Source organism: Paenibacillus sp. FSL W8-0426 (assembly GCF_037969725.1).
GTDB classification, from domain to species: Bacteria; Bacillota; Bacilli; order Paenibacillales; family Paenibacillaceae; genus Paenibacillus; species Paenibacillus hubeiensis.
The window spans coordinates 3,615,896-3,640,084 of record NZ_CP150203.1 but is presented as its reverse complement, the minus strand read 5'-3'; the positions used below and the strand labels follow the sequence as shown (position 1 = coordinate 3,640,084).

The 24,189-nt window shown below is 46.8% G+C and carries 19 protein-coding genes and 2 pseudogenes; 18 read left to right on the top strand and 3 right to left on the bottom strand.

Going from position 1 to position 24,189, the window contains the following annotated elements:
• The first annotated feature begins 66 nt into the window (after positions 1–66).
• The 3 genes and pseudogenes from MKY59_RS16265 to MKY59_RS16255 all read left to right on the top strand — a co-directional run.
• A complete protein-coding gene (locus MKY59_RS16265) occupies positions 67–2,325 on the top strand; it encodes a glycoside hydrolase family 95 protein (protein ID WP_339272354.1) in 2,259 nt (752 codons plus the stop codon).
• A 145-nt stretch (positions 2,326–2,470) separates the two neighbouring features.
• Complete coding sequence (locus MKY59_RS16260; RefSeq protein ID WP_339272352.1) at positions 2,471–3,301, top strand: amidohydrolase family protein; 831 nt, start codon at positions 2,471–2,473, stop codon at positions 3,299–3,301.
• Positions 3,302–3,335: 34 nt separating this feature from the next.
• Positions 3,336–4,001: pseudogene (locus MKY59_RS16255) on the top strand (MFS transporter); the annotation flags it as partial.
• 293 nt (positions 4,002–4,294) lie between these two features.
• Here the strand turns inward: MKY59_RS16255 and MKY59_RS16250 are convergent.
• The gene (locus MKY59_RS16250; RefSeq protein ID WP_339272350.1) at positions 4,295–4,846 is read right to left on the bottom strand and encodes a TetR/AcrR family transcriptional regulator; all 552 of its coding nucleotides are present in this window, start codon (positions 4,844–4,846) and stop codon (positions 4,295–4,297) included.
• A gap of 148 nt (positions 4,847–4,994) precedes the next feature.
• On the opposite strand from MKY59_RS16250, the gene MKY59_RS16245 reads away from it, so the two are divergent.
• The 3 genes and pseudogenes from MKY59_RS16245 to MKY59_RS16235 all read left to right on the top strand — a co-directional run bounded on the left by MKY59_RS16245 (position 4,995) and on the right by MKY59_RS16235 (position 7,195).
• Positions 4,995–5,915 (top strand): 2-dehydropantoate 2-reductase N-terminal domain-containing protein, encoded by a 921-nt coding sequence (locus tag MKY59_RS16245; protein ID WP_339272348.1) that lies wholly within the window; start codon positions 4,995–4,997, stop codon positions 5,913–5,915.
• 94 nt (positions 5,916–6,009) lie between these two features.
• Positions 6,010–6,216, top strand: a pseudogene (locus tag MKY59_RS16240) (PadR family transcriptional regulator); the annotation flags it as partial.
• Positions 6,209–7,195 (top strand): BtrH N-terminal domain-containing protein, encoded by a 987-nt coding sequence (locus MKY59_RS16235; RefSeq protein WP_339272347.1) that lies wholly within the window; start codon positions 6,209–6,211, stop codon positions 7,193–7,195. The pseudogene MKY59_RS16240 and the gene MKY59_RS16235, both read left to right, overlap by 8 nt.
• A gap of 92 nt (positions 7,196–7,287) precedes the next feature.
• On the opposite strand, the gene MKY59_RS16230 is transcribed toward MKY59_RS16235, so the two are convergent.
• Positions 7,288–7,827 carry a hypothetical protein gene (locus MKY59_RS16230; RefSeq protein WP_339272345.1) on the bottom strand — a complete coding sequence of 180 codons (540 nt, stop codon included), beginning with the start codon at positions 7,825–7,827 and terminating at the stop codon, positions 7,288–7,290.
• 310 nt (positions 7,828–8,137) lie between these two features.
• Between MKY59_RS16230 and MKY59_RS16225 the strand changes: the two genes are divergently transcribed.
• From MKY59_RS16225 to MKY59_RS16175, 11 genes are all read left to right on the top strand, one after another.
• Positions 8,138–8,923, top strand: a complete 786-nt coding sequence (locus MKY59_RS16225; RefSeq protein ID WP_339272343.1) for a glucose-1-dehydrogenase — start codon at positions 8,138–8,140, stop codon at positions 8,921–8,923.
• 445 nt (positions 8,924–9,368) lie between these two features.
• Positions 9,369–9,896, top strand: coding sequence for a GNAT family N-acetyltransferase (locus MKY59_RS16220; protein ID WP_236412708.1), 528 nt, complete (start codon positions 9,369–9,371; stop codon positions 9,894–9,896).
• A 678-nt stretch (positions 9,897–10,574) separates the two neighbouring features.
• Positions 10,575–11,948 (top strand): extracellular solute-binding protein, encoded by a 1,374-nt coding sequence (locus tag MKY59_RS16215; RefSeq protein ID WP_339272339.1) that lies wholly within the window; start codon positions 10,575–10,577, stop codon positions 11,946–11,948.
• Positions 11,949–12,123: 175 nt separating this feature from the next.
• Entirely contained in the window at positions 12,124–13,140 is a 1,017-nt protein-coding gene (locus tag MKY59_RS16210) for an NAD(P)-dependent oxidoreductase (RefSeq protein WP_339272337.1), read from the top strand.
• The gene (locus MKY59_RS16205) at positions 13,140–14,237 is read left to right on the top strand and encodes a dihydrodipicolinate synthase family protein (RefSeq protein WP_339272336.1); all 1,098 of its coding nucleotides are present in this window, start codon (positions 13,140–13,142) and stop codon (positions 14,235–14,237) included. The genes MKY59_RS16210 and MKY59_RS16205 overlap by 1 nt, the downstream gene beginning before the upstream one ends.
• The gene (locus tag MKY59_RS16200; protein ID WP_339272333.1) at positions 14,234–15,106 is read left to right on the top strand and encodes a Gfo/Idh/MocA family oxidoreductase; all 873 of its coding nucleotides are present in this window, start codon (positions 14,234–14,236) and stop codon (positions 15,104–15,106) included. The genes MKY59_RS16205 and MKY59_RS16200 overlap by 4 nt, the downstream gene beginning before the upstream one ends.
• Before the next feature lie 69 nt (positions 15,107–15,175).
• A complete protein-coding gene (locus MKY59_RS16195; protein ID WP_339272332.1) occupies positions 15,176–16,765 on the top strand; it encodes an extracellular solute-binding protein in 1,590 nt (529 codons plus the stop codon).
• Positions 16,766–16,861: 96 nt separating this feature from the next.
• A complete protein-coding gene (locus MKY59_RS16190; protein ID WP_339278410.1) occupies positions 16,862–17,830 on the top strand; it encodes an ABC transporter permease subunit in 969 nt (322 codons plus the stop codon).
• Positions 17,824–18,687, top strand: coding sequence for a carbohydrate ABC transporter permease (locus tag MKY59_RS16185; protein ID WP_339272331.1), 864 nt, complete (start codon positions 17,824–17,826; stop codon positions 18,685–18,687). Before MKY59_RS16190 ends, MKY59_RS16185 begins: the two co-directional genes overlap by 7 nt.
• Before the next feature lie 26 nt (positions 18,688–18,713).
• Entirely contained in the window at positions 18,714–19,721 is a 1,008-nt protein-coding gene (locus tag MKY59_RS16180) for a zinc-binding alcohol dehydrogenase (RefSeq protein WP_339272330.1), read from the top strand.
• Positions 19,722–19,746: 25 nt separating this feature from the next.
• Entirely contained in the window at positions 19,747–23,001 is a 3,255-nt protein-coding gene (locus MKY59_RS16175; protein WP_339272329.1) for a hypothetical protein, read from the top strand.
• Positions 23,002–23,020: 19 nt separating this feature from the next.
• Here MKY59_RS16175 and MKY59_RS16170 read toward each other — a convergent pair whose 3' ends face one another.
• Positions 23,021–23,542 carry a hypothetical protein gene (locus MKY59_RS16170; RefSeq protein WP_339272327.1) on the bottom strand — a complete coding sequence of 174 codons (522 nt, stop codon included), beginning with the start codon at positions 23,540–23,542 and terminating at the stop codon, positions 23,021–23,023.
• Between the two features lie 227 nt (positions 23,543–23,769).
• Here MKY59_RS16170 and MKY59_RS16165 point away from each other — a divergent pair, with 227 nt between their 5' ends.
• Positions 23,770–24,030 carry a hypothetical protein gene (locus MKY59_RS16165; protein ID WP_339272325.1) on the top strand — a complete coding sequence of 87 codons (261 nt, stop codon included), beginning with the start codon at positions 23,770–23,772 and terminating at the stop codon, positions 24,028–24,030.
• Positions 24,031–24,189 lie beyond the last annotated feature (159 nt).

The following is a 24,189-nucleotide window of genomic DNA, read 5'->3' as shown; positions in this document are numbered from 1 at the left end:
TAGATTCATGGGTACAGTTGAAACGCAGTTTCTATATTAATGAACTTATAAAGGGGGAGGGAAATCATGGCGAGCTTAGATTCGGGCCGGCGATTATGGTATCGTGAGCCGGCAGTCGTATGGAACGAAGCGCTCCCGGTTGGTAACGGAAGATTGGGAGCCATGATCTTCGGAAGAACAGCTGAGGAGAAACTGTCGCTGAACGAGGACTCTATATGGTACGGAGGACCTCGTGATCGCAACAATGAAGATGCACTGGTCCACTTGCCTCAGATACGCAAGTTGATTCTGGATGGAAAACTTCGTGAGGCGGAAGAGCTTGCGGGAATGGCGATGGCCGGACTTCCCGAATCCCAGCGGCATTATCTGCCGCTTGGCGACCTGCTCCTGTCGTTCGCTAATCATGATTTGCCGGCGGAGGACTATATGAGGGAGCTTGACCTCGACAATGGAGTATCCCGGATCCGATATAAAATCGGGGATATCCGTTATACGAGAGAGATATTTGCTAGCTACCCGGATCAGGCAATCATAATGCGAATCTCTGCAGATCACAAGAATGCCATCTCCTTGAAAGCCCGGTTTAACAGAAACAACTGGCGTTACCTGGAAAAGAACGAGAAATGGGAGCAGAGCGGACTCGTTATGCGCGGAGAATGCGGTGGGAAAGGAGGCAGCACGTTTAATGCTGTACTAAAAGCTGTCACGGAGGAAGGCAAGTGCCGGACCGTGGGTGAATATTTGCTGGTGAATGATGCCGACTCGGTAACGTTGATGCTTGCCGCCGGAACGACTTTCCGGCATCCTGATCCGGAGCTGGAGGCCAAACGGAGGCTGGACTCGATAAGTAAAATGACTTATTCCGATTTGCTGGAACGGCATACCGCCGATTACCGTGCCTTGTATGCAAGGGTGGAGCTGACCCTTCCGGAGCGGGCTGATTTAAGTTTGCTTCCGACCGACGAGCGGCTTGCCAGGATACGTGAAGGGGAGGACGACCACGGTTTAATCTCAACTTATTTCCAATATGGCCGATACCTGCTCATCTCCTCCAGCAGGCCGGGTTCCTTGCCGGCAAATCTGCAGGGGATCTGGAACGATAGTTTTCTTCCGGCTTGGGATAGTAAATACACCATTAATATCAATGCGCAAATGAACTACTGGCTTGCAGAAAATGGTAATCTATCCGAATGCCATGAACCGCTGTTCGATTTAATAGAACGCATGCGCGAGCCCGGACGGACAACGGCGAAGGTAATGTATGGCTGCAGGGGATTCACCGCTCATCATAATACCGATATCTGGGGGGATACAGCACCCCAGGATACCTACCTGCCGGCTTCTTTCTGGCCGATGGGCGCGGCTTGGCTTTGCCTGCATTTGTGGGAGCATTACGAGTATACTCAGGACCGGCACTTTCTTGCCCGAGCTTATGAGACGATGAAAGAGGCGGCATTATTTCTGCTGGATTACTTGATTGAAGATGAAGAGGGACGCCTTGTTACCTGTCCGTCTGTTTCCCCTGAGAATAGCTACATGCTCGCTAACGGTGAGACAGGAGTATTATGTGCCGGGGCGTCCATGGATTTTCAGATTATCGATGCTTTGTTTAAGGCCTGCATCGCAAGCTCGGAAATCATCGGGATGGATGCGGCATTCCGGAAGGAACTGGCAGCGGCTCTGGAACGCCTTCCACAGCCGCAAATTGGCCGTTATGGCCAAATCCAGGAGTGGATGAACGATTATGAGGAGCTAGAACCGGGTCATCGTCACATCTCGCATTTGTTTGCCCTTTACCCGGGAGAAAGCTTCAGCGTGGAACGTACGCCCGAACTGGCTAAAGCGGCCCGGATCACGTTGGAGCGCAGATTGTCGAACGGCGGCGGACATACCGGATGGAGCCGGGCCTGGATTATCAATTTCTGGGCCAGACTTCAGGACGGGACACAAACTTACGATAACGTAAAAGCGCTCTTGGCACATTCGACACTGCCTAATCTGTTTGATAATCATCCGCCCTTCCAAATTGACGGCAATTTTGGCGGAACGGCGGGCATAACCGAAATGTTATTGCAAAGCCACGGCGGAATCCTCCGGCTGCTGCCGGCTTTGCCTGAGGAGTGGAGTCATGGAACCGTTAAAGGACTGAGAGCCCGGGGAGGTTTTACGCTTGATTTTGCGTGGGATTCAGGTCAAATATCAACCGCTGTGGTGGAGTGCACCGTTTCCGGTCCTTGCCGTTTGGAAGCCCCCGGTTTACGACCCGTGACCTTTGAAGGAACCGCAGGGCAATCCTACACCTTTACTCGCCAAGAAGAGCAATAGCAGCATTGATCCTGAAGCACTAACCGGTAAAGATCTTATTCAGCTCGTTCTGCACGGTTTAAACGATTCAGAATCGCTTCGTATACAATGTTCAAGAAACCGAAAGATGAATTTTGAAACGATGATGCAAAGGAGGTGCAGCTGGATGCGTGTTGACGCTCATCAGCATTACTGGAAGATCGATCGGAATGACTACGGCTGGATTACCCCCGGGCTGCCTGAACTGTATCGCGATTTTATGCCGGCCGATTTGGAACCATATTTGGTGAAACATGAACTGGATGCAAGCATCCTTGTCCAGGCGGCTCCCACAATCGAGGAGACCCGTTTCCTTCTCAGTATTGCCGACCAGACGCCATCGGTTGCCGGTGTGGTAGGCTGGCTCGATCTCTTGGATGCGGATCACAGGCAGCATTATGATCAATTTCGGCGCAGCCCCAAATTTAAGGGCTTCCGGATTATGATCCAGGACATGCCGGATGCCTCCCGCATTCTGGAACCGGCCTTTGTCAAAGCGCTCCGCAGCTATGCCGATGAGGAAGTACCGGTGGACTTGCTGCTCGTATCGGAACAAATGGCTTTTGTGGCTGAGCTGCTCAGGGAAATCCCGAATTTGCGGGGGGTCATTGACCATCTTGCCAAACCTCAGATTAAACAGAAGACATTCGAGCCTTGGAAATCGTATATGAGCGAATTTGCCCAACATCCCGGAATGTATTGCAAATTATCCGGACTGGTAACGGAAGGCGATCATGCGGCTTGGAGCCCGGATGATTTTCCCCCCTATATCCGAACGGCTATAGAACTGTTTGGACCTGAACGGGTCATGTTTGGCAGCGACTGGCCGGTATGCCTGCTTGCCGCGGATTATTCGGAAGTTGTTGATCTCCTGAAATGCTCAATTCCCGAGGAGTGGGGCAAACCTCAAATTGAGCGTTTATTTGGAGCCAATGCACAGGAGTTTTACAAGCTATGAAGCTGCTGAATTAAGCACGGATTCGGGTTTTGAAGCAAATTCAGCAGCTTCATGCATATCATTCTCCCAAGATGGAAACCGGGGGATCGGCTTGTTATTTATCGTACCGCTCGGAGACATCCTGAAAAATCGTAAGTTGATCCTTTCATCGTTGCTTCTTACAGCCGCCGTTTTGGCAATAGTCGCTGTAATCAAAAGCGCCATCCTGTTCCTCACCGCTTCACTCGTGATCGGAGTAGGTTCCGTAGCAGCACAAATCCTTGTGCCGTATGCGGCTCATCTCTCGCCTGAAGCCGTGCGTGGTCGCAATGTGGGCAACGTTATGAGCGGGCTGCTTCTGGGGATTATGCTCGCGCGTCCCGTTTCAAGCTTGGTGGCGGAGTATATGGGCTGGCGCGCCATATATTTCATCTCCGCGGCATTGATTTTCGCGCTGGCTCTTGTATTGGCAAAGGCGCTACCCTCAAGGAAGCCTTCGACCGTTACAACTTACCCGGCGCTGCTGCACTCCATGCTGCATCTGCTGAACGCGACACCGGCATTGCGCCGGAGGGCAATTTATCATGCCTGTGTATTCGGAGCATTCAGTTTGTTTTGGACTACAGTTCCGTTGGTATTGACAAGTCCGCCGTTCCATTTCACTCAGAAGGAGGTCGCTCTGTTCGCATTGGTCGGGGTAATGGGGGCCATTATGGCGCCACATTAATTCACATCAGCACTTAAATGGATAAACTGAAAATGGTTTTAAATGGAGGAGCCTGCACATAGCGGGCTCTTTTTGTCTTTTTTTGCCTTAATAATGAAGTTAATTCTCAAGAGGGAGGTGGTGTGTTTTTATGAGGAGGAACTCGCGTTCGCTTGCGGCTAGCTCTTTCTGAAAGCGCCGGCGCAGAATCACCAGGTGCTACTGTCTTTATGGGGTATCTGTGTAAACAAGCTGATGCGCGCTTTTTTATGGTTATACCACATATGGATTTGGTTTGAAGGACAGACTCATTCTTTAAAATAGGGCGTAATCCCTTTTGAATATAGGTTCTCCACTAACTTGAAAAATTCTTCTGACGATAAATCCTTTTGACGCTGGAGCCAAAGACGAAATAAAGAAAGGGAAGTTGTCAGGTAAAACTCAATGAAGTATGGCGTTAAGGAATGGTTTTGCGGAATGTTTAATTCTAATTGATCCAAAGTGATTTCTTTTTTTAAGCGTTTTAAAAAACGGGCACTTCCATAATCGCCTAAGAGGGCATTAAGAACCAGGAGATGTTCTCTTTTATCCAGACAATAGAGCGTATCTTGAACCGTATGCATCGATATCTCTTTATTCGCCAATTCTTTTTTAATGTCATTCAATAACTCATTCTCAACAGAGTCTAACAATTCGTAAATGTCAGTAAAGTATTGATAAAAGGTGCTGCGGTTATATCCGGACTTATTCGCAATTTCCTGAACCGAAATTTTCTCAATCGGCTTTTGGCTATATAACTCACAAAAAACTTCTATAAACTTTTGTCTTGTTTTCTCCGTTATTTGGGGTTGCTTATTCATGTTTCCCTCCTACTAGCGAATAAGAATATCATCCGACAAATCATAAAAAACTGATGGTTGATCAAGAAATCATAACGTCTTACAATCACATCATACAACATGTTGTCTGATAATCAAAAGGAAATGTTCATAAGTAGGGGTGGTTTTAATGTCAGCAAAACAAGATCGAATTTTAATTTTTGGTGCAGGTGTTATCGGGAGCATGTACGCAATTAAGCTCATTGAAGCAGGGTTTGACGTTACCCTGTTTGCACGTTCTAATAGATTTAAATCATTAAGAGAAAATGGCCTGCAATATAAGGAAAAAGAGACGGTTAAATCGATCCAAGTGAATGTCATTGATACGCTCGAAAACGACGATGTATACGATTTTATTTTCGTTACCGTTCGTTATGATCGGGCCGAATCAGCGTTGTTAGCGCTAAAAGATAATCAAAGCAAAAATATAGTTACGATGACTAATAATTCAATTGGATTCTCTTCGTGGCTGGACATCGTAGGGGATAGACTTTTACCAGCTTTTCCCGGCTTCGGCGGACAGATTAAAGATGGAGTATTGCATGCTCGATTTCTACCAAGGATTATAGTGGCAACTGCATTTGGAGAAATGAATGGTGTAGTGACAGAACGCATAAAAAACCTCGCAAAATGTTTTGAAGCAGCAAAGCTTCCCTACGTTATTAAAAAGGATATGCAAGCGTATCTAATCACACATTCCGTATCAGACATTGCCATGATGGGCACTTTGTATTCTGAGAATAAGATCATTAACAAAAAAACAGTTAGAACCAGAAAGACGGCACGCAAAATAACAGTCACTTTAAAAGCGTATCTAAGGGCAATACAAAAAGCTGGCGTTTCAATTGATCCACCAATACTTAAAATGGTGCTTCAATGTCCAAACGTATTCTTGGATCTATTCTTTATGACATGGCTACGAACTAAAATGGTTAGGGATATGATGTTGCCGGATTATGCGAATCATGCTAACAATGAGATTGTGCAGCTGAGTAATGATTTAATGGAATTTTTAAGTCAAAATGATGTCAAATCGGAAATCCTTGCCTAAACTAACGGGAAACGTTAGCATTGTGAAACGAAGAAAGCAGCCGGTTATTGTGATCGGCTGTTTATGTTTTGTCCTCCAAATATAGAGGAATGCAGCCATCGAAGCTTTGCAGAAGCGGCTTGATTATCTCGAAGAGGCTTTAAAAAATATAAAACAGAAGTACGAATCACAAGGCTCCACTCGGTTGCCGCTGCACGTAAGAGTGCTTTTCCTTCATCCGATCCATCTTATCGAGAGTGAGCAGGTATTCGTTTCGAAAATAATCAGTGAATTGATGGAGGAGGCGAAGGGACATGTCTAAAATAATTGAGGAGTTCATTCCTTTTGAAGGGGAACATTGCGAGACGACAACCATGGGCAATTTACTTCAATTTGCGGGCGTCCGCATATCCGAGCCGATGTTATTCGGACTTGGGCAAGGGCTGGGATTCATATATTGGGATTCAAAGGGGATGGATTTCCCTTTTATTGGGGGAAGGGTTAAGCCGGATGAATTGACTGCTTGCATAGCATCCCGACTCAATTTCACCATAAAAGCGCAGGAGACTTCGTCCATAAAAAAAGCGTGGCAGAACGTACAGAGCTTCATCGAACACGGAATTCCGGTAGGGCTTAAATTAGATTCCTATTACTTGGATTATTTCACGAACAAAGTACACTTTGCCGCCCATTATGCTGTAATATACGGCATGGATGAAGAATACGCCTACATGGCGGATACCAGACAACAGGGAGGACTTGTGAAGACAAGTTTGGACCATTTGGCTATGGCCAGAAACGCTAAGGGGCCCATGAGCTCCAGGAATCGTTCCTTTACGATCGAACCGCTCGACACCCGTCCGCCGCTTATGCCCGCTATACGATTATCTTTAGCCCAAAATGCACATGACTACTTGAACCCGCCCATTAGCAATATGGGGAATAAAGGCATTGTAAAAATGAGCAAGGAAATCCTGAATTGGCCTTCCCGCAGTAAAAATGTGGAGCACGATCTATGCTTGACTGCTTTACTAATGGAAAGAGCGGGAACCGGCGGCGCTTTGTTTCGCAATCTGTATCGGGATTTTTTAAAAGAATGCGTGGAGCTGTCGGGTGACCCCAAAGTTGAACAGGCATACTTGTTGTTTACTGCAATCGCTCCAATGTGGGTTCACGTTTCTTCTATGATCGATCTTGCGGGAAGAACGGGAAACTACCAGGAGTTGAATCAGGTTTCCGAGCTTTTGCTCGAGATTGCAGATAAAGAACGCATAGCCATGGGATTTCTATTAAAAGACTGAGCTCCTATATCGTTGTTTTTCTGGATTTCGTTCCCTCAGCGGCCTGGAAGAGCGCTGCTCGTTTAGCGGAATTCATCAATCAATGAATCAAATCAATCAATGGTGTAGATGGACCACACACCTTCATTATTCTTCCGGAATGCGTACATCATTTTAACTGCTTCAATCGTATCTGTACTGGAATCTAAACGTTCCCCAAGAACAAAAACATGCACTTGTTTATAGGTTGATACAAATTTTTCAATGCTTTCAATTGTTGAAAACTTATATTGGAAATCCTCATTATAATACCCCTCCATAGCATCAGCCAATTTCTCGGTGACGAATCCGGATCGGTACAGATGATGGTCATGCTCAACAAGTCCTTTTAAGTTCAATTTAAGTACATCTAGAAGAGGGGATTCGTCTTCTGTCAGGGAAGATTCAGCCTTGTTAAAATCAATATTAATACCAGGTTTAAAATGAGTTGATGGCTCCGTTTCATTCTCAGAATGTTTAGATGTATCAGGTACTGAATTCTGAGTTGTATTGGTCGAATTCGTTGATTTATCAGTTGGTGAGGTTGTATCACCACACGCCGTAAGGACAATAAATGAAGTTAACAGCATTGTTAATGCGAACGATTTTAGCATGATATCCCACCTTTAGATGATTCATGTAGATAAAGACGCCACAATGATGGGGAAAGTTACTATTTAATTTCCGACAGTCTGCTAAGGGGATACACCAAAAACTTCTAAAAAAGCTTGAATAGCATTACTCCATTCAAGATTTTGCTGCATCTGCATACTCGCTCTAAATAATAAACATATTAGTAACAACATGATATCTTGGTCGATCTGCCCTTCTGCCCCCGCTGATTGGATCAAATCATGTTTATGGAGGAAGGGATCGGTTAATGTAATTTAGAACATATCAGTCATGGATACAGGAGGTACGCAGATGTATCAGGATCTTCAAGGACAGACCGTTGTCATTACTGGTGCTGCCACCGGCTTGGGAGAGGCTATGGCACGACGTTTTGGTCAGGAACAAGCAAACGTTGTGATTAATTACTACAGTAATAATCAGAACGTACAGCCCATCATTGATGAAATCAAATTACATGGTGGACAAGCCATTGGGGTACAGGGTGATGTCTCGAAAGAAGCGGACGTGCAGAAGTTGGTTCAGGCGGCGCATGAGCATTTCGGTTCCCTGGATATCATGATCAACAATGCTGGTTTAGAGAACGAGGTTCCGTCAGAAAAGCTGAGTTTGGCAGACTGGAAGCGAGTCATTGATGTAAATTTAACCGGGGCATTTCTCGGTTGCCGGGAGGCCGTGGATTATATGCTGGAGCATAACATCAAAGGCCGCATCATTAATATTTCCAGCGTGCATGAAGTTATCCCATGGCCGCATTTCCTTCATTACGCTGCGAGCAAGGGTGGAGTCAAGATGATGACCGAGACGCTGGCTCTGGAATTTGCCCCGAAGGGAATTCGCGTAAACAGCATCGCTCCGGGCGCGATCAATACTCCCATTAACGCAGCCAAATTTGCCAATCCCACGTTACGAGCATCGGTTGAGGATCTGGTACCGCTCGGATACATCGGTAAGCCTGAAGAAATTGCGGCGGTGGCCGCATGGCTCTCTTCATCGGAATCGAGTTATGTCACAGGTATTACCTTATTCGCAGATGGAGGGATGACAAAATATCCGTCCTTTCAGGGCGGACGTGGGTAATATACGGTAGGAATTCATATTTCTATGCATTCTAAAATTTTGTTGCCAAGATGATCAAATACGTATTAAATTTACATCAGTACTTAAATTGGAGGAGCCTGCACACAGCGGGCTCCTTTCGTCTTTTTTGCCTTAATACTGACGTAATTCTTAAGAGGAGATGATGTTTTTTGATTTTGTCATTGAATTAAGGGCGGAAAAAGCAAGGCTTCAAACCCAAAAAAGAGTATCCGTGAGAATGAAATGACCATTAGAAAGAAACGATTTATTATTCCTTTAGATGAAGGGTGTCGAGGGGTAAGAAGACGTTCCCATGGAAGTCGCTAATTTAGCCGTTTTTTATTTCTATTTGAATTAATGGAAACGCAGGAATTATAACATAATTAGTCGTAATTCATACACACATATATAAAATGGAATTGATTCCACTGGAGGTACGTAACCTATGTTATTAGAAACAGAAAGATTATTCTTACGGGCGTATGACTGGGGGGATTTAGATCAGCTGCATGCCATTTTATCTGATCCGGTAACCATGAAGTTTTGGCCAGCACCTTTTACGCTCGATCAAAGTCAGCAATGGATGAGGCAAAGTATGGAAATGTATGCGGTTGGATTTGGACGACTCGGCGTGTTCCTTAAGAGCGATGGTTCGCTTATCGGTGATGCCGGTCTTCGGGTTTCAGATATCGACAGTAAGAAAGAAAATGATCTAGGTTACATTATTCAAGCAAAATATTGGGGACATGGTTACGGAGTGGAAGGGGCTGCAGCGGTTCTGAAGTATGGAGTGGACAAGCTGGATCTGAAGAGAATTTGCGCCAACATGCCGGTTAGTCATCTCGATTCGAAAAAGGTGGCGATCCGTCTCGGAATGAAATTGGAAAAAGAGTTTAAGAATACTAGAAATCATAATGTCCTAACCTATCTATATGTCTACGATGCTCGATTCAATGAGAGACTAAAGGGCTGAATCTTCGGGAGCCCAAGTAGGGAGGACTGTTCATCTTTAATACAGTTTCATGCAAAATATTAACCAATAAACGCTTAAGTCGCCCCTTATCACTGTACGCGATCATTGTCTTGCCTTGATACTGATGATCGGCAGGGATACACGAAGGATGATGCGATCCGGATAGATTAAGCTGCTTCAGCAGGTTTGATCACTTCTTAAACCGTCAAAGGTACTTATCCTGTGGCGGTTTTTTGAATCCGATAAATTCTAAAAGGGATAAATGGTTCAGAACCCCCGTGTTAACATCCACTACATCCAAAGAGGCATGAACAATTTCAGTATTTATTTCAGGTGAAATAATTTACTCACAGCGTGTGCAACTGGTTCATATCTGGTATAATAAATAATAATCAGGAAGTACAATGAAATATAGGTATATAAACCGCAAAAAAGATGCACACGTTAACGGAGAGGCAGAACCAATCTGGAGAAGCGAAGCGGTCTTAAAGCTTTCTGAAAGAAAGCTGCGTCGGAAGCATAGGCTTATCACCGGATTTTCCCTTTGAAAAAGGGATTTGAAAAAATCTGGGGATAACAGCGATCGGAAGATGGTACTGCACTCGCAGTGCCTTGTGTGATTGTTTAGTGCGGTTTATATAGAACATAAAAAGATGAAGAGGATAGGTGGAACGGCCAATGGCGAAAATAGATCGTCATACTTTTCAGACCAGAACCAGACATATGTCTGCCGATCTGAAGCAAAAAATTAACTCCGGAGCATACAGTCCGGGAGAATTTCTGCCTTCCGAGTTGGCGCTGACAGAACAGTACAAACTAAGCAAAAACTCGGTGAGATACGTTCTGGATGAGCTTGTACAAGAGGGATTGATCATTAAAATTCCCAGGGTGGGCACGCAGGTGACAAAGCCTGCTTCCAAGGAAACCATTCGTTTTGGCGTCTATCCCTCATTGTATAAAGAAGCGGGGATGGAGGAACTGATTAAGCGATTCCACGAGAAACATCCGCATATTCATGTGGAAACGATTGAGCTTCCTTATATGAATTCAGACAATATCGCCAATCTGATCAAGCTAGGGATTATCGATGCGTTAACCATCAACTTGCAGGATATGTACCAATTCCAAGAGAAAAATTATCTTGATTTGTTTGTCGACCAGGATCGAGACGATACGATATATCCTTTTCTTACACCCTATTTTGAGAAGGAATCAGGTGTTCTGGCAGCACAGCCTTTCGTATACTCACCTGTTATTTTGTGTTACAACAAGGAGCATCTGAGGGAGAAAAGGTTGGGTGAACCAAACAGCAGCTGGAGCTGGGATGAACTGGCAGCACTGCTCAGGGAGCTCAAAGCGCCTCATCGTTACAGCATCGCTTTTCAGTTATTTTCCATGAATCGGTGGCCCATTTTCTGGATGCAAAATGAGGACGATCCATCTTCGATCGATTCCAGCCCAACTCAGAATGGAACTGGCTTGCCTACAGAAGGATTACGATGGCTCAGGGAGCTTGTGACAGAGGAAGGCATATTTCCGCTTGCCTTGGCGCAGGGTGAATTCGAAGCCGAGAAATTGTTTAAGGAGCAGAAGATCTCCGTCATGCTAACCACTTATTACATGCTGAATGAGCTGAAGAATGCGGATTTTTCCTTTGATATCGCTCCGCTACCACATTTTAAGAATGATCGGACACTCCTTCTCTCTACAGCCATTGCTCTCAGTGCAGAATCGAGCCGAAAGGACACGGCAGCCTGCTTTGTGAATTATCTCACTTCAGATGAGGCACAGACCTATATCAGGCAGTACACATACAGTTTACCTGCAAGCAGATATATTACAGAATCGGTTTCAGTAGAGCTTCAAAACAAACCGTCCAGGTTGGAGCTTCATCGAGACTATAGTTCGAAATACATGACGTATCGCGATCTGTCGATTTCCATGCAAACCCAGATTCGTTTCGGAGAAAGCCTGAAGCAGTACATGTCTTATTTAATCGATGAAGAGGGACTCGCTGAAGTGCTGCTTCCGTCAAAAAGTCTCAATCTTTAAAAAACGAAAAGAAGCCTAAAAAAGCACTGCCATGAGCAAGTGCTTTTTTGATTTTATATGAACTACAAAAGAACCAGTTGACAGACAACATGGCATATGCTAATTTCTTATTGAAAATAAGTACCACATATGATCCAATTACAAGGGCTTAACAAGGAGAGGGGACCTTATTCGGATGAAGACCGTGGCTGAATTGGAAGCAAAGCTTTCGGAGGCATCAGACCGGCTAATCAGCGACTTACATAAAGTGGACGGGGATCTTCTGATATTAGGCGCAGGCGGGAAGATGGGTCCAAGTCTTGCGAAATTAGCCGCTCAAGCCATCAAGGCGGGAGGAATGAACAAGAAGGTGACTGCTGTATCCCGATTTCAGGATCAGGAGGTGAAGAACGATCTTGAAAGCGCTGGAGTAAAGACGATTTCCTGCGATCTTTTAGACGATCAAGAGCTCATGCAGCTGCCTTCAGCGGATAACGTCATATACATGGCAGGCAACAAGTTTGGCACAACGGGCAGGGAGCATTATACATGGGCAATGAATGCTTACTTGCCCGGAAGAGTGGCAACAAAGTATAAAGATTCGCGTATCGTCGTTTTTTCTTCTGGTAACGTGTATCCCTTTTCCCCGGTGGGTCTCGGAGGAGTCAATGAATCGGTAACCCCTGAGCCTCTCGGTGAATATGCACAATCCACACTGGGCAGAGAGCGGATATTCGAATACTTCTCTCACAAGTATGGCACGCCGATGCTGCTGTACCGCTTGAACTATGCCATTGATTTGCGCTATGGGGTGCTGCTTGAAATTGCCAAAAAAGTCCACGAAGGCAAATCGGTGCCGCTTGCGATGGGGCATGCCAACGTGATCTGGCAGGGAGATGCCAATGAGATTGCCTTAAGGAGCTTGCTCAAGTGTCAAAGCCCTCCCGAAATTTTGAATGTGACCGGACCTGAAACCATGTCAGTTCGCTGGGCAGCGCAGCAGTTTGCCGAAAGGTTCGGTCTTGCTGCATCGTTTGAGGGAAGCGAATCCGAAACGGCTCTGCTCAGCAATGCAGCTAAGGCGTTTCGCGAATTCGGTTATCCGAGAGTAGGCTTGCTGGAAATGATTGATCTCATTGCAGAGTGGGTTGCATCCGGCGGACATACGTGGAACAAACCAACCCATTTTTCGGAAAGGAAGGGGAGGTTCTGATGCACCAAAAACAAGCATCACTTACGCCGGAGCAGGCAGCCGCATTCCATGAAGGCCTGGTCATCCCTGCTCATCCGCTTGCCTTGAATGAACGCAGAGAGCTGGATGAAGTCTATCAGAGGGTGCTGACCAAATACTACATCGCTTCAGGAGCGGGCGGAATTGCGGTTGGCGTGCATTCCACCCAGTTCGAGATTCGGGATCCCAAGGTTAACCTCTATGAACGGGTGCTCCGCTTGGCCGCAGAGGAAACGGAGCAAGCCAGCCTGCGGCGGCCTTTCATCAAAGTGGCGGGCGTTTGCGGGGATACTGAACAGGCGACGGAAGAAGCCCGGATTAGTAAAGCGCTCGGATATGATGCGGTGCTGCTGAGTATGGGTGGACTTGACGGTTGGAGCGAGAAAGACCTGCTTCGGCATACGGAAAAGATAGCCGAAATCATGCCGGTCATCGGATTTTATCTTCAACCTTCCGTCGGAGGTCGTATGTTGAGCTTCGGTTTTTGGCAGGCTTTTGCCGAAATCGATCAGGTTATCGCCATCAAAATTGCTCCTTTTAACCGGTATCAAACCATTGATGTCGTGCGAGCGGTTTGCTGCTCCAGCCGCCGGGATGACATTGCACTATACACAGGGAATGATGACAACATCCTGATCGATCTGCTCACAACCTTCCGGTTCGAAACGGAAGAAGGCACCATGGAGAAAAAAATCGTTGGCGGGCTGCTGGGCCACTTTGCTGTCTGGACACATAAAGCGGTCCAGCTGCTGGAAGAAGTGAAACGTCTCCGCAAGCAAGAGGGATCGCCATTGTCACCGGATTGGCTCACGCGCAGCGTGGAGATTACAGATGCCAACGCCGCTTTTTTTGATCCCGCCCATCAGTTTGCCGGCTGCATACCGGGGATACACGAGGTTCTTCGAAGGCAGGGTCTCATGAAAGGGATTTGGTGCTTGAATCCGCAGGAGACCTTATCCGAAGGGCAAAAAGAGGAAATCGATCGTGTATACCGCCAGTATCCTCACCTCCATGATGACGATTTTGTGAAGCAGCATCTGAATGAGTGGCTTAGGCTTGCTTCTCTTTCCCAGTCATGAATATTGGAATCATCGGGCTTGACAGCTCGCATGCCCTGGCATTCACCCGTATTCTTCACGAAAGCCGGGAGACTCTTTTTTCAGATGTGACCGTGACTGCCGCATATGCGGGCGGATCTCCGGATTTTCCGCTCAGCGTGAGCCGTGTACACACGTTTGCCGGCCGGATGACGAAAGAATACGGGGTGAGGTTGATGCCCACGATGCAGCAGGTTGCAGAAAGCACCGATGCCATCCTTATCTTGAGTGCCGACGGAAGGATACATCTGAATCAGTTCAAGGTGATCTGCCCTTACCGGAAGCCCGTATTTATCGATAAGCCTTTTGCTTTGTCTACAGCAGACGCTAGTGAAATCATCAGACTCGCAGAAGAGTTTCAAATCCCTTTAATGAGTGCTTCAAGCTTACGTTATGCCGAAGCCCTGCCTGAATGTACAAGAGAAGACATCTTGGGTGCGGACGTGTATGGCCCGATGCACATCGAATCGACGCAGGGGCATTATTTTTGGTACGGCATCCATACGGCAGAACTGTTGTTTCGAATCATGGGCCAAGGGTGCAGGGAGGTGACCGCCTTTTCCACAGATCACGGCGATCTCATTACTGGAACCTGGAAAGAGGGGAGAATGGGAACGATCCGCGGAATCCGAAGTGGCCCAGAGACTTTTGGAATAAGCCTGCACACCAGAAACGCTACCCGGCATGTCCCGATTGAAACGAGCTACAAAGAGCTTTTAAAGTCTGTCATGAATTGGTTCAAAAACGGCGTGTGCACGGTGCATCCCTCTGAAACGCTGGAAGTCATCCGATTTTTGGAGTGCGCAGAGCAAAGCCGTCTACAAAAACGCACCGTCCTCATGGAAATGTGATCAAGCCTTATACGGAATGCCCCCTCGCTCTAGTGAATCAGATCCACCTATCTGAAGGAGGAATGTTTGATGAAGCTGAAAAAGAGGATTTCCATGTTACTTGCGATGACTCTGTTCACCTCAATCCTCGCCGCCTGCAGCAGCGGTACGGACAAAGGCGGTTCTGCTGCTTTGCCGCCCCAGGAGCCCGGACAGTACGGTGATACAGGCGGCCTCACTTTGCCTCTTGTAGATGAACCGACCACCATCACGTACATGCTGCCAAGCAACGCGAAAGATCTCGGTCCGAGCAAACTGGTTGTCCAGGAGCTTGAAAAACGGACCGGTATTAAAGTGAACTTCCAAACCTATTCCCCACAAACCTACCAGGATAAATTAAAAGTCATTGTGGCATCCGGAAAGCTGCCGGACATCTTTACAGGGCTAAAACCGGCCGAACTCAAAAAAATCGGCAAACAAAACGGTGTAGCTGCCATCAATGAATACGCCGATCAGCTCCCTAATTTCAAAAAGCTATATATGGAAGAAAACGACTGGGTCATCAAATCCTTCGGCGATGAAGCCGGCAATGTATATACCTGGCCTATTTATAACCTCAATCGCAAAGTAAATCACGGATTCATGTACAGGAAAGATATCTTTGATGAGCTTGGCATTAAGGAATGGACGAACACGAACGAGTTTTACGAGGCTTTGAAAAAAGTAAAAGAAGCTTATCCTGATTCTTACCCATATGCATCGAAAAGCTTGGCCAATATCTTCAGAGATTGGGCCTTCGGCTGGGGGCTAGGCAATACGGATCAGTACCCCGCCTATTACGATGAGAAAGATGGCACCTGGAAGTACGCCGCAATCCAGCAAGAGCATAGGGACATGCTCGATTTCATGAAGAAGCTGTACAACGAAAAGCTGCTTGATCCGGAATTTTTGACGGACACGCAGGATTCCTGGACGACCAAGATGACGACAGACAAATCGTTTGTTACGTTTGACTGGATTGGACGCCTTGATCTCTTTTACAACCAGATCAAAGGGCAAAATCCGGACTATGACCTCAGGTATGCCAATCCCGTGGGACCGACCGGCAATGTCAGAACCCTGCCCGAAGTTTCGGATTTCAGCGTTGCCGTAGCCAAGAACAAAAATACAGAAACCTCGCTCAAGCTGCTCGACTATCTGACCAGCCCATCCGGAAGTGAACTGATGACCATCGGAGTGGAAGGGGTTAACTTCGAATGGGGCGAGGACGGATATCCGGTATACCCGGAACTGAAGGAGCTTCCACTTGTCGATATCACCGTGCTGGAGGATCGTTATGCCATGTGGCTGGAAGGAGCTTACCTAAGACCGGACCATCGTAGCATCTACTATCGTTTCTCGGAGAAAGAGCAGGAGGCGCAGGATAAAATCGTGAATGAGGATCGTTTCGAACCACTTGATCCGATTCTTAATTTTACGGACGAAGAAACCTCCAAGATCGCCGAGCTGCAGACATCGCTGCAAAAATCGGCTGAAGAATTTAATGCGAAATATATCCTTGACGCCAGCTACGGAGATGCCGAGTGGGAGAATTTCAAAGGCCAAATCAGCAAAGGCGGCGTGGAGGAACTGATGACGATCTATAATGAAGCTCAAAAAAGATACGATGAGTCCAAATAAACGGCCTTAAGGCCGTGATTCCACTGGAGGGACGATCGATGGAATGTTTCCCTCCTTGTGGGAAAAAGGATTGGAGGCGAAAATCTTATGGCAGACATGGGCACGGAACATTCGGCAGTTTACCATAAAGGAGTGCCAAAGAAGAGCTTCAGAAGCCGACTTGGAAAAACGTGGAATCATATCAAGCGCGACAGGCAGCTGCTTCTGCTGTTTCTTCCTTGCATCCTATTCTACGTCATTTTTCGTTACGGGCCGCTATATGGACTGATTATTGCCTTCAAAGACTACAGCGTATTTACAGGAGTGCTTGGCAGCGAATGGGTAGGATTCGAGCATTTCATCACGTTTTTTACGAACCAAGACTTCTGGCTGCTGTTCCGGAACACACTCCTCCTTGGATTGTATACACTCATTTTTGGCTTTCCTTTTCCGATCATGCTGGCCCTTTTGCTGAACGAAGTCAGAACCAAATGGTTTAAAAAATCCGTTCAAACCTTCAGTTATTTGCCGGCATTTTTGTCCGTGGTCATTATCAGCAGCATGATTATCGATTTCCTCTCTCCGAACCATGGTATTTTGAATCAAATGCTGGCTGCATTCGGTTTCGAGAAAAAATATTTTCTCGTTGACCCGGGTTGGTTCCGTCCGATCTATGTCATTTCGGAAATATGGGCGAACGCAGGATACGAATCGATCATTTATCTGGCGGCGATCGCGGGAATCAGTCCTACGCTCTATGAAGCGGCTAAAGTGGACGGTGCCAGTCGTTTCCATATGATCCGCCATGTTACGCTTCCCGGATTATTTCCCACGATGCTCATCATGTTTATATTGAAAACCGGGTCCATGATCCGCGTCGGTTATGAAAAAGTACTGCTGCTCTACAATCCGATGACCTATGACGTTGCCGACGTTTTTTCAACGTATGTATACCGTAAAGGACTGCTTGAATCGAATTACAGTTATGCAGCGGCAGTTGGGCTATTCGAAGCGCTTGTGGCCATGGTGATGCTGCTGTCCGCCAATGCGATCAGCAAAAGGCTGGGAGGAAACGGCTTATGGTAGGAGAGCGCAAAATTTCTGTTTTTGGTGTCATAAACACGCTGATACTCTGTCTTGTTGCTGTAGCGACACTCTATCCCCTCGTGTACATTACAGCCGTTTCTTTAAGTGATACAGCAGCAGTCGTTCAAGGCAAGGTGTTTCTTTTCCCGAAAGGTCTGAACCTTGAGGCTTATGTCGAGGTGCTTAAAAATGATACGATTCCCAGAGCCTATCTGAATTCTATCTTTTATACGGCATTCGGCACGTTTGTGAATTTACTTTTTACGGCGGTTGCCGCGTATCCCTTGTCCCAAAAAGGATTTTTCGGACGCAGGTTTTTTATGATGGCCATCGTTCTAACCATGTTCCTGAATCCCGGCATTATTCCCACTTATGTGGTCGTGCAGCAGCTGGGGTTAACGGATTCGGTTTGGGCACTCGTACTTCCCAATGCCATCTGGACCATGGAACTGATTATTTTAAAAAGCTTTTACGAAAACATGTCTTCCCAGATCCGCGAAGCGGCCCTGATCGACGGAGCTTCCGAATACCGGATTCTGTTCAACATTGTCATTCCATTATCCAAGCCTGCGCTTGCTTCCATCGGTCTTTTTTATTTCATGGGTCATTGGAACAGCTTTTTCCTGCCGCTGATTTACTTGAACGATCCGGATAAATATCCTTTGCAGGTCGTGCTGCGGGATATGCTAATCTACAGCGCGGAAAACGACGCAGGACTTGTGGATCGTTCGGCTCTTGCCCCTCAGTCGATCAAAAATGCAACCATCGTGCTTTCCATGATCCCCGTTCTGCTGATCTATCCGTTTGCCCAGAAGTATTTCGCTAAAGGTGTGATGCTCGGTTCGGAAAAGGGCTAAACAGACATAAGGAGGAGCTCTGTCTAATGAAAATCGTTGCTGCGAAGGAAGGAAAAGTTACGATACTGCAAGCGAATATCCCCGAATTGAACAAGCGGCATGTGCAAGTGAGAACCGAATATTCGGGCATTAGTCCCGGTACGGAGATGAGTGCGATTAAGAAATCAGGCGTATCTCCCGTATATCTTGGCTATAGTGCCGTCGGGATTGTGGAAAAAACGGGGAGTGAAGTCAGGGATATTCTGCCGGGAGATCGAGTGGCTTGTTACGGTGTGCCTTACGTAAGACATGCAGAAGTGATTTCGGTACCGACCAATCTGGTAACCAAAGTGCCTCAACATGTCAAACCTGAGGAGGCCGCATTTACAGGGCTCGGGGCCATTGCCATACATGCACTGCGTACAGCCGATGTGAGGTTCGGGGACAAGGTGCTTGTCGTTGGATTGGGTATTCTCGGAAATCTTGTGGCCCAAATTGCCGCTGCTGGTGCATGTCACACTGCTGCATACGATCTGAGCGAAGCACGGGTTCAGCTGCTTCAGGAGCAGATGGGAATTCAAGCGAGCTTTTCAAGCGAAGAGGAAGTGGAACGTTTTGTGGTGAACGAAACGGGGGGACACGGATTTGATTCCATCCTCTTATGTGCTGGCGGACCTGGAGAAATGCTGATCAACAAGTCACTTGAGTGGCTTCGTGACCGGGGAAAAGTCGTGATCGTCGGTGATTTGTCCATGGAGTTTTCAAGAGATTTGATGTTTCGCAAAGAAGCCCAGATCCTGATCTCGAGAGCGGGCGGGCCGGGAAGGTACGATATGCAGTACGAGATGGACAATCAGGATTATCCGATCGGTTTCGTGCGTTGGACGGAAGGAAGAAATATGGACGAGTACGTCAGGCTGCTTGCTGATCAGCGAATTACGGTAAGTCCTGCTATCACGCATATGTTTGCGTTGGACGAAGCGTTTCAAGCCTATGGAAATTATCAATCCGACTCGGCTCAAGGGGCCCTGGCCACGTTGATCAAGTATTTTTGATGACATGAAGAAGGGGAGATACGTGATGAAAAAGCCTTTTTTCAACCTGATCACCATGTTCATGAGTTGTTTGCTTGTTGTTGTGATGTTTCCCGTGCAGCCTGCTCCTGTCCGAGCAGAGGAATCCAGACTTAATCAAAAAAACTTCAGCGAACCCGAAGAATTGCTTGTTCCCAACAACTACACGGTAGCTGTCTTTAACGGAACCGTAGGCTACGAGGATGGAAAACCCGTGATGTATGCCACAAGCAAAGGAAAGCCTGGCTACCTGAATGTGATCGATCTCGAAGAGTACAAACTGCTTCGGACCGTTTCTCTTGCGCCGTCGGAAAGCTCTTGGGCGCATACCGTTGCGCCGAACGGTACGCTATATGTGGCGGCCGAAGGATCGGGTGCACGGTTATGGGAGTATTCGCCTGTCACCCATGAGGCCGTTCAAGTAGCCCAATTTGAAGGACAGTCTGTCTCCAACAGCATCACGACGGATGAACAGGGGAGAGTGTACGTCGGGACTTATCCGGGCGGCAAGGTTTGGCAGTATGACCCTGCTACCAAGCAAGTGAGGGATTACGGCCGCGTTATTGGCGCGCTTGATCAGGAGTATGTCCGTTCCATTGCTTACCAGGGTGGATATATTTATGCCGGTACGGCCCATGAACAGATCGTGAGAGTGGATTTGGCTACAGGTGAAAAAACAAATATTGCATCTTCGCTTACCGTCAAAAACGATACAGTATACGATTTGAGTACGATCGATAACCGTTACTTGTTCGCCCGTTATACGGATGGAAGTGGTATACCGGGTGAGGGTTACATCTACGATACAACAACAGGATCATGGCTTGATGCGGAGCTCCAGCAGGTAACCGGTCTTCATGCGACCGACTCGGTCGATGGAAAGCTGTATTATATGTCAGAGAAAAAACTGAAAACCTTTGACCTGAAGACGCATCAGGTGGCGGAAACCGGCATGACTTATGAGAGTGGATTCAGAGGCGCAGATTGGGTAGAGTTTCAGAACAATCCCGAGCTGCCGGGAAAAACACTCGTTACGGTCCGATATGACGGCGGGGTAGCCATGCTAAATATCGATACCCAAAAAGTCATCGTAAAACCTCCGATTATTCCGGGTTTGCCGGGAGTCGTCAATCGTCTTCAAAGCGTATCAGAGACACAGCTGATAACAACAGGTTCACAAGCGAGATCTTCGTTGGTTGATTTAGAGACCATGACGGCAAAACCTTTCAGCATCGGTCAAGCGGACAGTGTATACCCGATTGGAAACAAAGTCTATATGGGAGTCTACCCGGAAGGTGGCTTGTACGTTTATGATCTGAATCAAGAACCGGGAAGCACGAATCCGCAGCGTCTCGCTGTACTCGGGAACGATCAGGAACGGCTTGTGCATATGTCTGAAGGGGACGGCAAACTGTTTATTTCGACCATTTCCGGATACGGGACGTTGGGAGGATCGCTGACGGTCCATGATACAGCGACAGGTGAAACCAAAGTCCATCGCAACGTGGTCCAGAATCAGAGTGTGCTTAGTACTGCCTATGTAGACGGAAAGATTTTTGGATCAACGACTATTAGGGGAGGACTGGGCTCCACGCCAAGCGAGCAGGAGGCCAAAATTTTTGTATGGGATGTTCAGAAAGAGCAAAAAATGACGGAGTTTACCCTGGATATTCCCGAACTTATCGATCCTGTTTTCATTGGGGACCTGTCTCTCGGGCCGGATGGACTCATCTGGGGAGCATCCTATGAATATATTTTTGCGATCGATCCGGACACGTACAAACTTGTTAAATATAAAAAAATATATCCGAAGCTTTATTACACCCAGTGGCACCATCATCCGATGCGTTGGTCGGAAGACGGACTATTGTATGTTCTGTTTAACAACAAGCTGACGGTCATTGATCCGGAAACGCTGGATTTCAGAACATTAGCGGATGCTTCGAGATTTGATCTCGGGATGGATGGGAACCTGTATTTCACCGATCTCGCAACGAATACGGTTCTGTATAGAATCAAAATCGATGGAGAGATTGTACCCGAACCGCCGGGACTACCTTTGCCGGTGAACAATGCCGGACTGGAGCAGCCGGAAGAGAACGGAAAGCTGCCGGGCTGGACTTCAATGTTTGCAACCAGCGGGGATGCCCATTTTGAGCGAAGCGGCGACAAGAGTTTTGCGGGTGATTACAGCCTGAAAACAACGGATCTTGTCCGTACAGCCTCCGTCGCGGTGCAAAGCGATCCAATCGCACTAGTGCCTGGGAGAGAGTATACCGCAAGCACTCAAATTTATATTGAATCAGGCCAGCCGGGGTTCATGTTCCGATTTTATAATGCGGAAGGGCAGAGTTTGTCCACGCTTGAAACGCATCTGGATGAATCTCGACTTCACCAATGGCAAAAAGTAACCCTACGCGGTACGGCACCGGAAGGAACGGCGTATGGCAGACTGATCGCAGTAACCAGCCGTTATAATATCTCAACAGCTTACTACGACGATTTTGCCGTAACGGTTAAGGATCATACGGCTCCCTTGACTGAGGTTGCCTTTAATCCGCAGGCAAATGAGCAGGGCTGGCACCATGAAGATGTTTCCATAACGTTGAACTCGGAAGGAGCAGCTTCCCTCTTCTACGAAACTACAGGGGCTGAGAGAATCGAGCAGCGTGAGACCCCAGGTAGTACCACAGAGTTTACAGTAAGCGCAGAAGGCGTAACGTCAGTAACGTATTGGGCAGAATCAGCTTATGGCGTGTTCGGGGTGCCCTCTACTACCGAGGTAAAGATCGACAAAACGGCCCCTATCATTGAATTTTCCGGAAAACCCGTCTATGAAGTCGATGATGTCATCCGGATCGAATGCTCCGCTCAGGATGCATTATCAGGTATAGCCAAAAGTGATTGCGATGCTGTGCTTGCAGATCGCCCGGCCTATTTAACGGGTATTGGAGCGCATCTGGTCGATGCATCCGTGTATGATATCGCTGGGAATGCTGCAAAGTCCTCTTTTTCTTATGAAGTGATCCTTACCTATCAAGGCATGGCAGGACTTATTGACGAGTTCCTCCCTAATGATCAAGGGCTGGCTGAGAGACTGAAAGAACAATGGATCAAAGTGCAACAAGCCGATGAATCGGGTAATGCGGGAGCAAAAAATGGCGCATTGAACGGATTTATCCATCAAGTGCAAGCCAAAAGTGGTAAGGGATTAGCTCAAGAGCACGCTGAGCTCTTGGTACAGTTGGGGTCCCAAATTTAACTCGAATTGAATGAAAAGATTAATCAATTGCAACCAAAGACCAATTCCCATCAGGATCCGAAGCAAAATAATAGGTGAGTGCAGCAGAATCAATTGCTGTTTCTCTTGCTAATTCACCTTGGACCTCTACCAAAATCTGATTTTTTGTAGTGTCTTTTTGAACAAGTCCGATATCTGTAAATTTATAATCACCTATGACACCTAAATATGCATCACCAGTCTCAGGGGTCTTGAACGTATTGCGGAAAGCTTCTTTGTCACCATTCGTTTGTGCTTCAAGGGTTACCTTTAAATTTTCCTTAATCTGTTCATTCAATAAAGGGTCATTATCTTTACCGAAATCGACAAATACACCTTTCTCAAAGTTAGCATTAAATGCAGAGTTTGTTGTTTCTGATTGTAGGCCATCCCTATTACCATTTTCCTGTTTTACGTTTTGAGCAGTCTCCAGCTGTTTTTCTTCAGTAACATTCCCACAAGCAGAAACAACAACAAGAATTCCTATCATAACAATCATAATGTTGAGCTTATTTTTTTTCATGACCATGCCTCTTCTCATCGATGAAAAATGTATGTATAAGTAAACAACGCTATATCCGAAAAAATGTTGCATAAAAAGATATGAAAGAAGCCGAATAACCGGCTTCTTTCATGTGCTCCCGGCAACTTTTTAGCAGTTGCTGCAGTATCCGTTACCCGACACGACTAAGAGTAACCATCGAAGCAAACGCATTATTGTATGCTGGTGTGTCACTCGAGGAGGAAACCATGAGCGTGCAGCAAAAACATCTGGCCTGGCATGAAACGATGGAATTACATGAACTTGTCGCTTTTCATTCCGTCGTCCTGATTAAGTTGAAAAAAGCGATAAAGGAAGTGACCGATCCGGCATTGAATAGACTGTATAAAGGCACGATTCAAGTTCTGGAGCAAAATCTGAAAGAACTGCTTGCGTTCTATCCCCAATCTCCTTCAATCCAAAAGGTTGTCGAGATGACATTGGATTCCGTTATGCAACCGATTATTTAAGCAGCATGGATCAGAGCCGCCCTCAGGGTGGCTTTTTGGCTTTTGCTGCCTTTGGCGCATCTTCAGCAATGCTGAAAGAGATTGTTCTGCATGTACTTTGTATACAAAGATGTACATTTTTGCATACTACATCCTAACCGCCAGCCAGAAGGAGGCGTA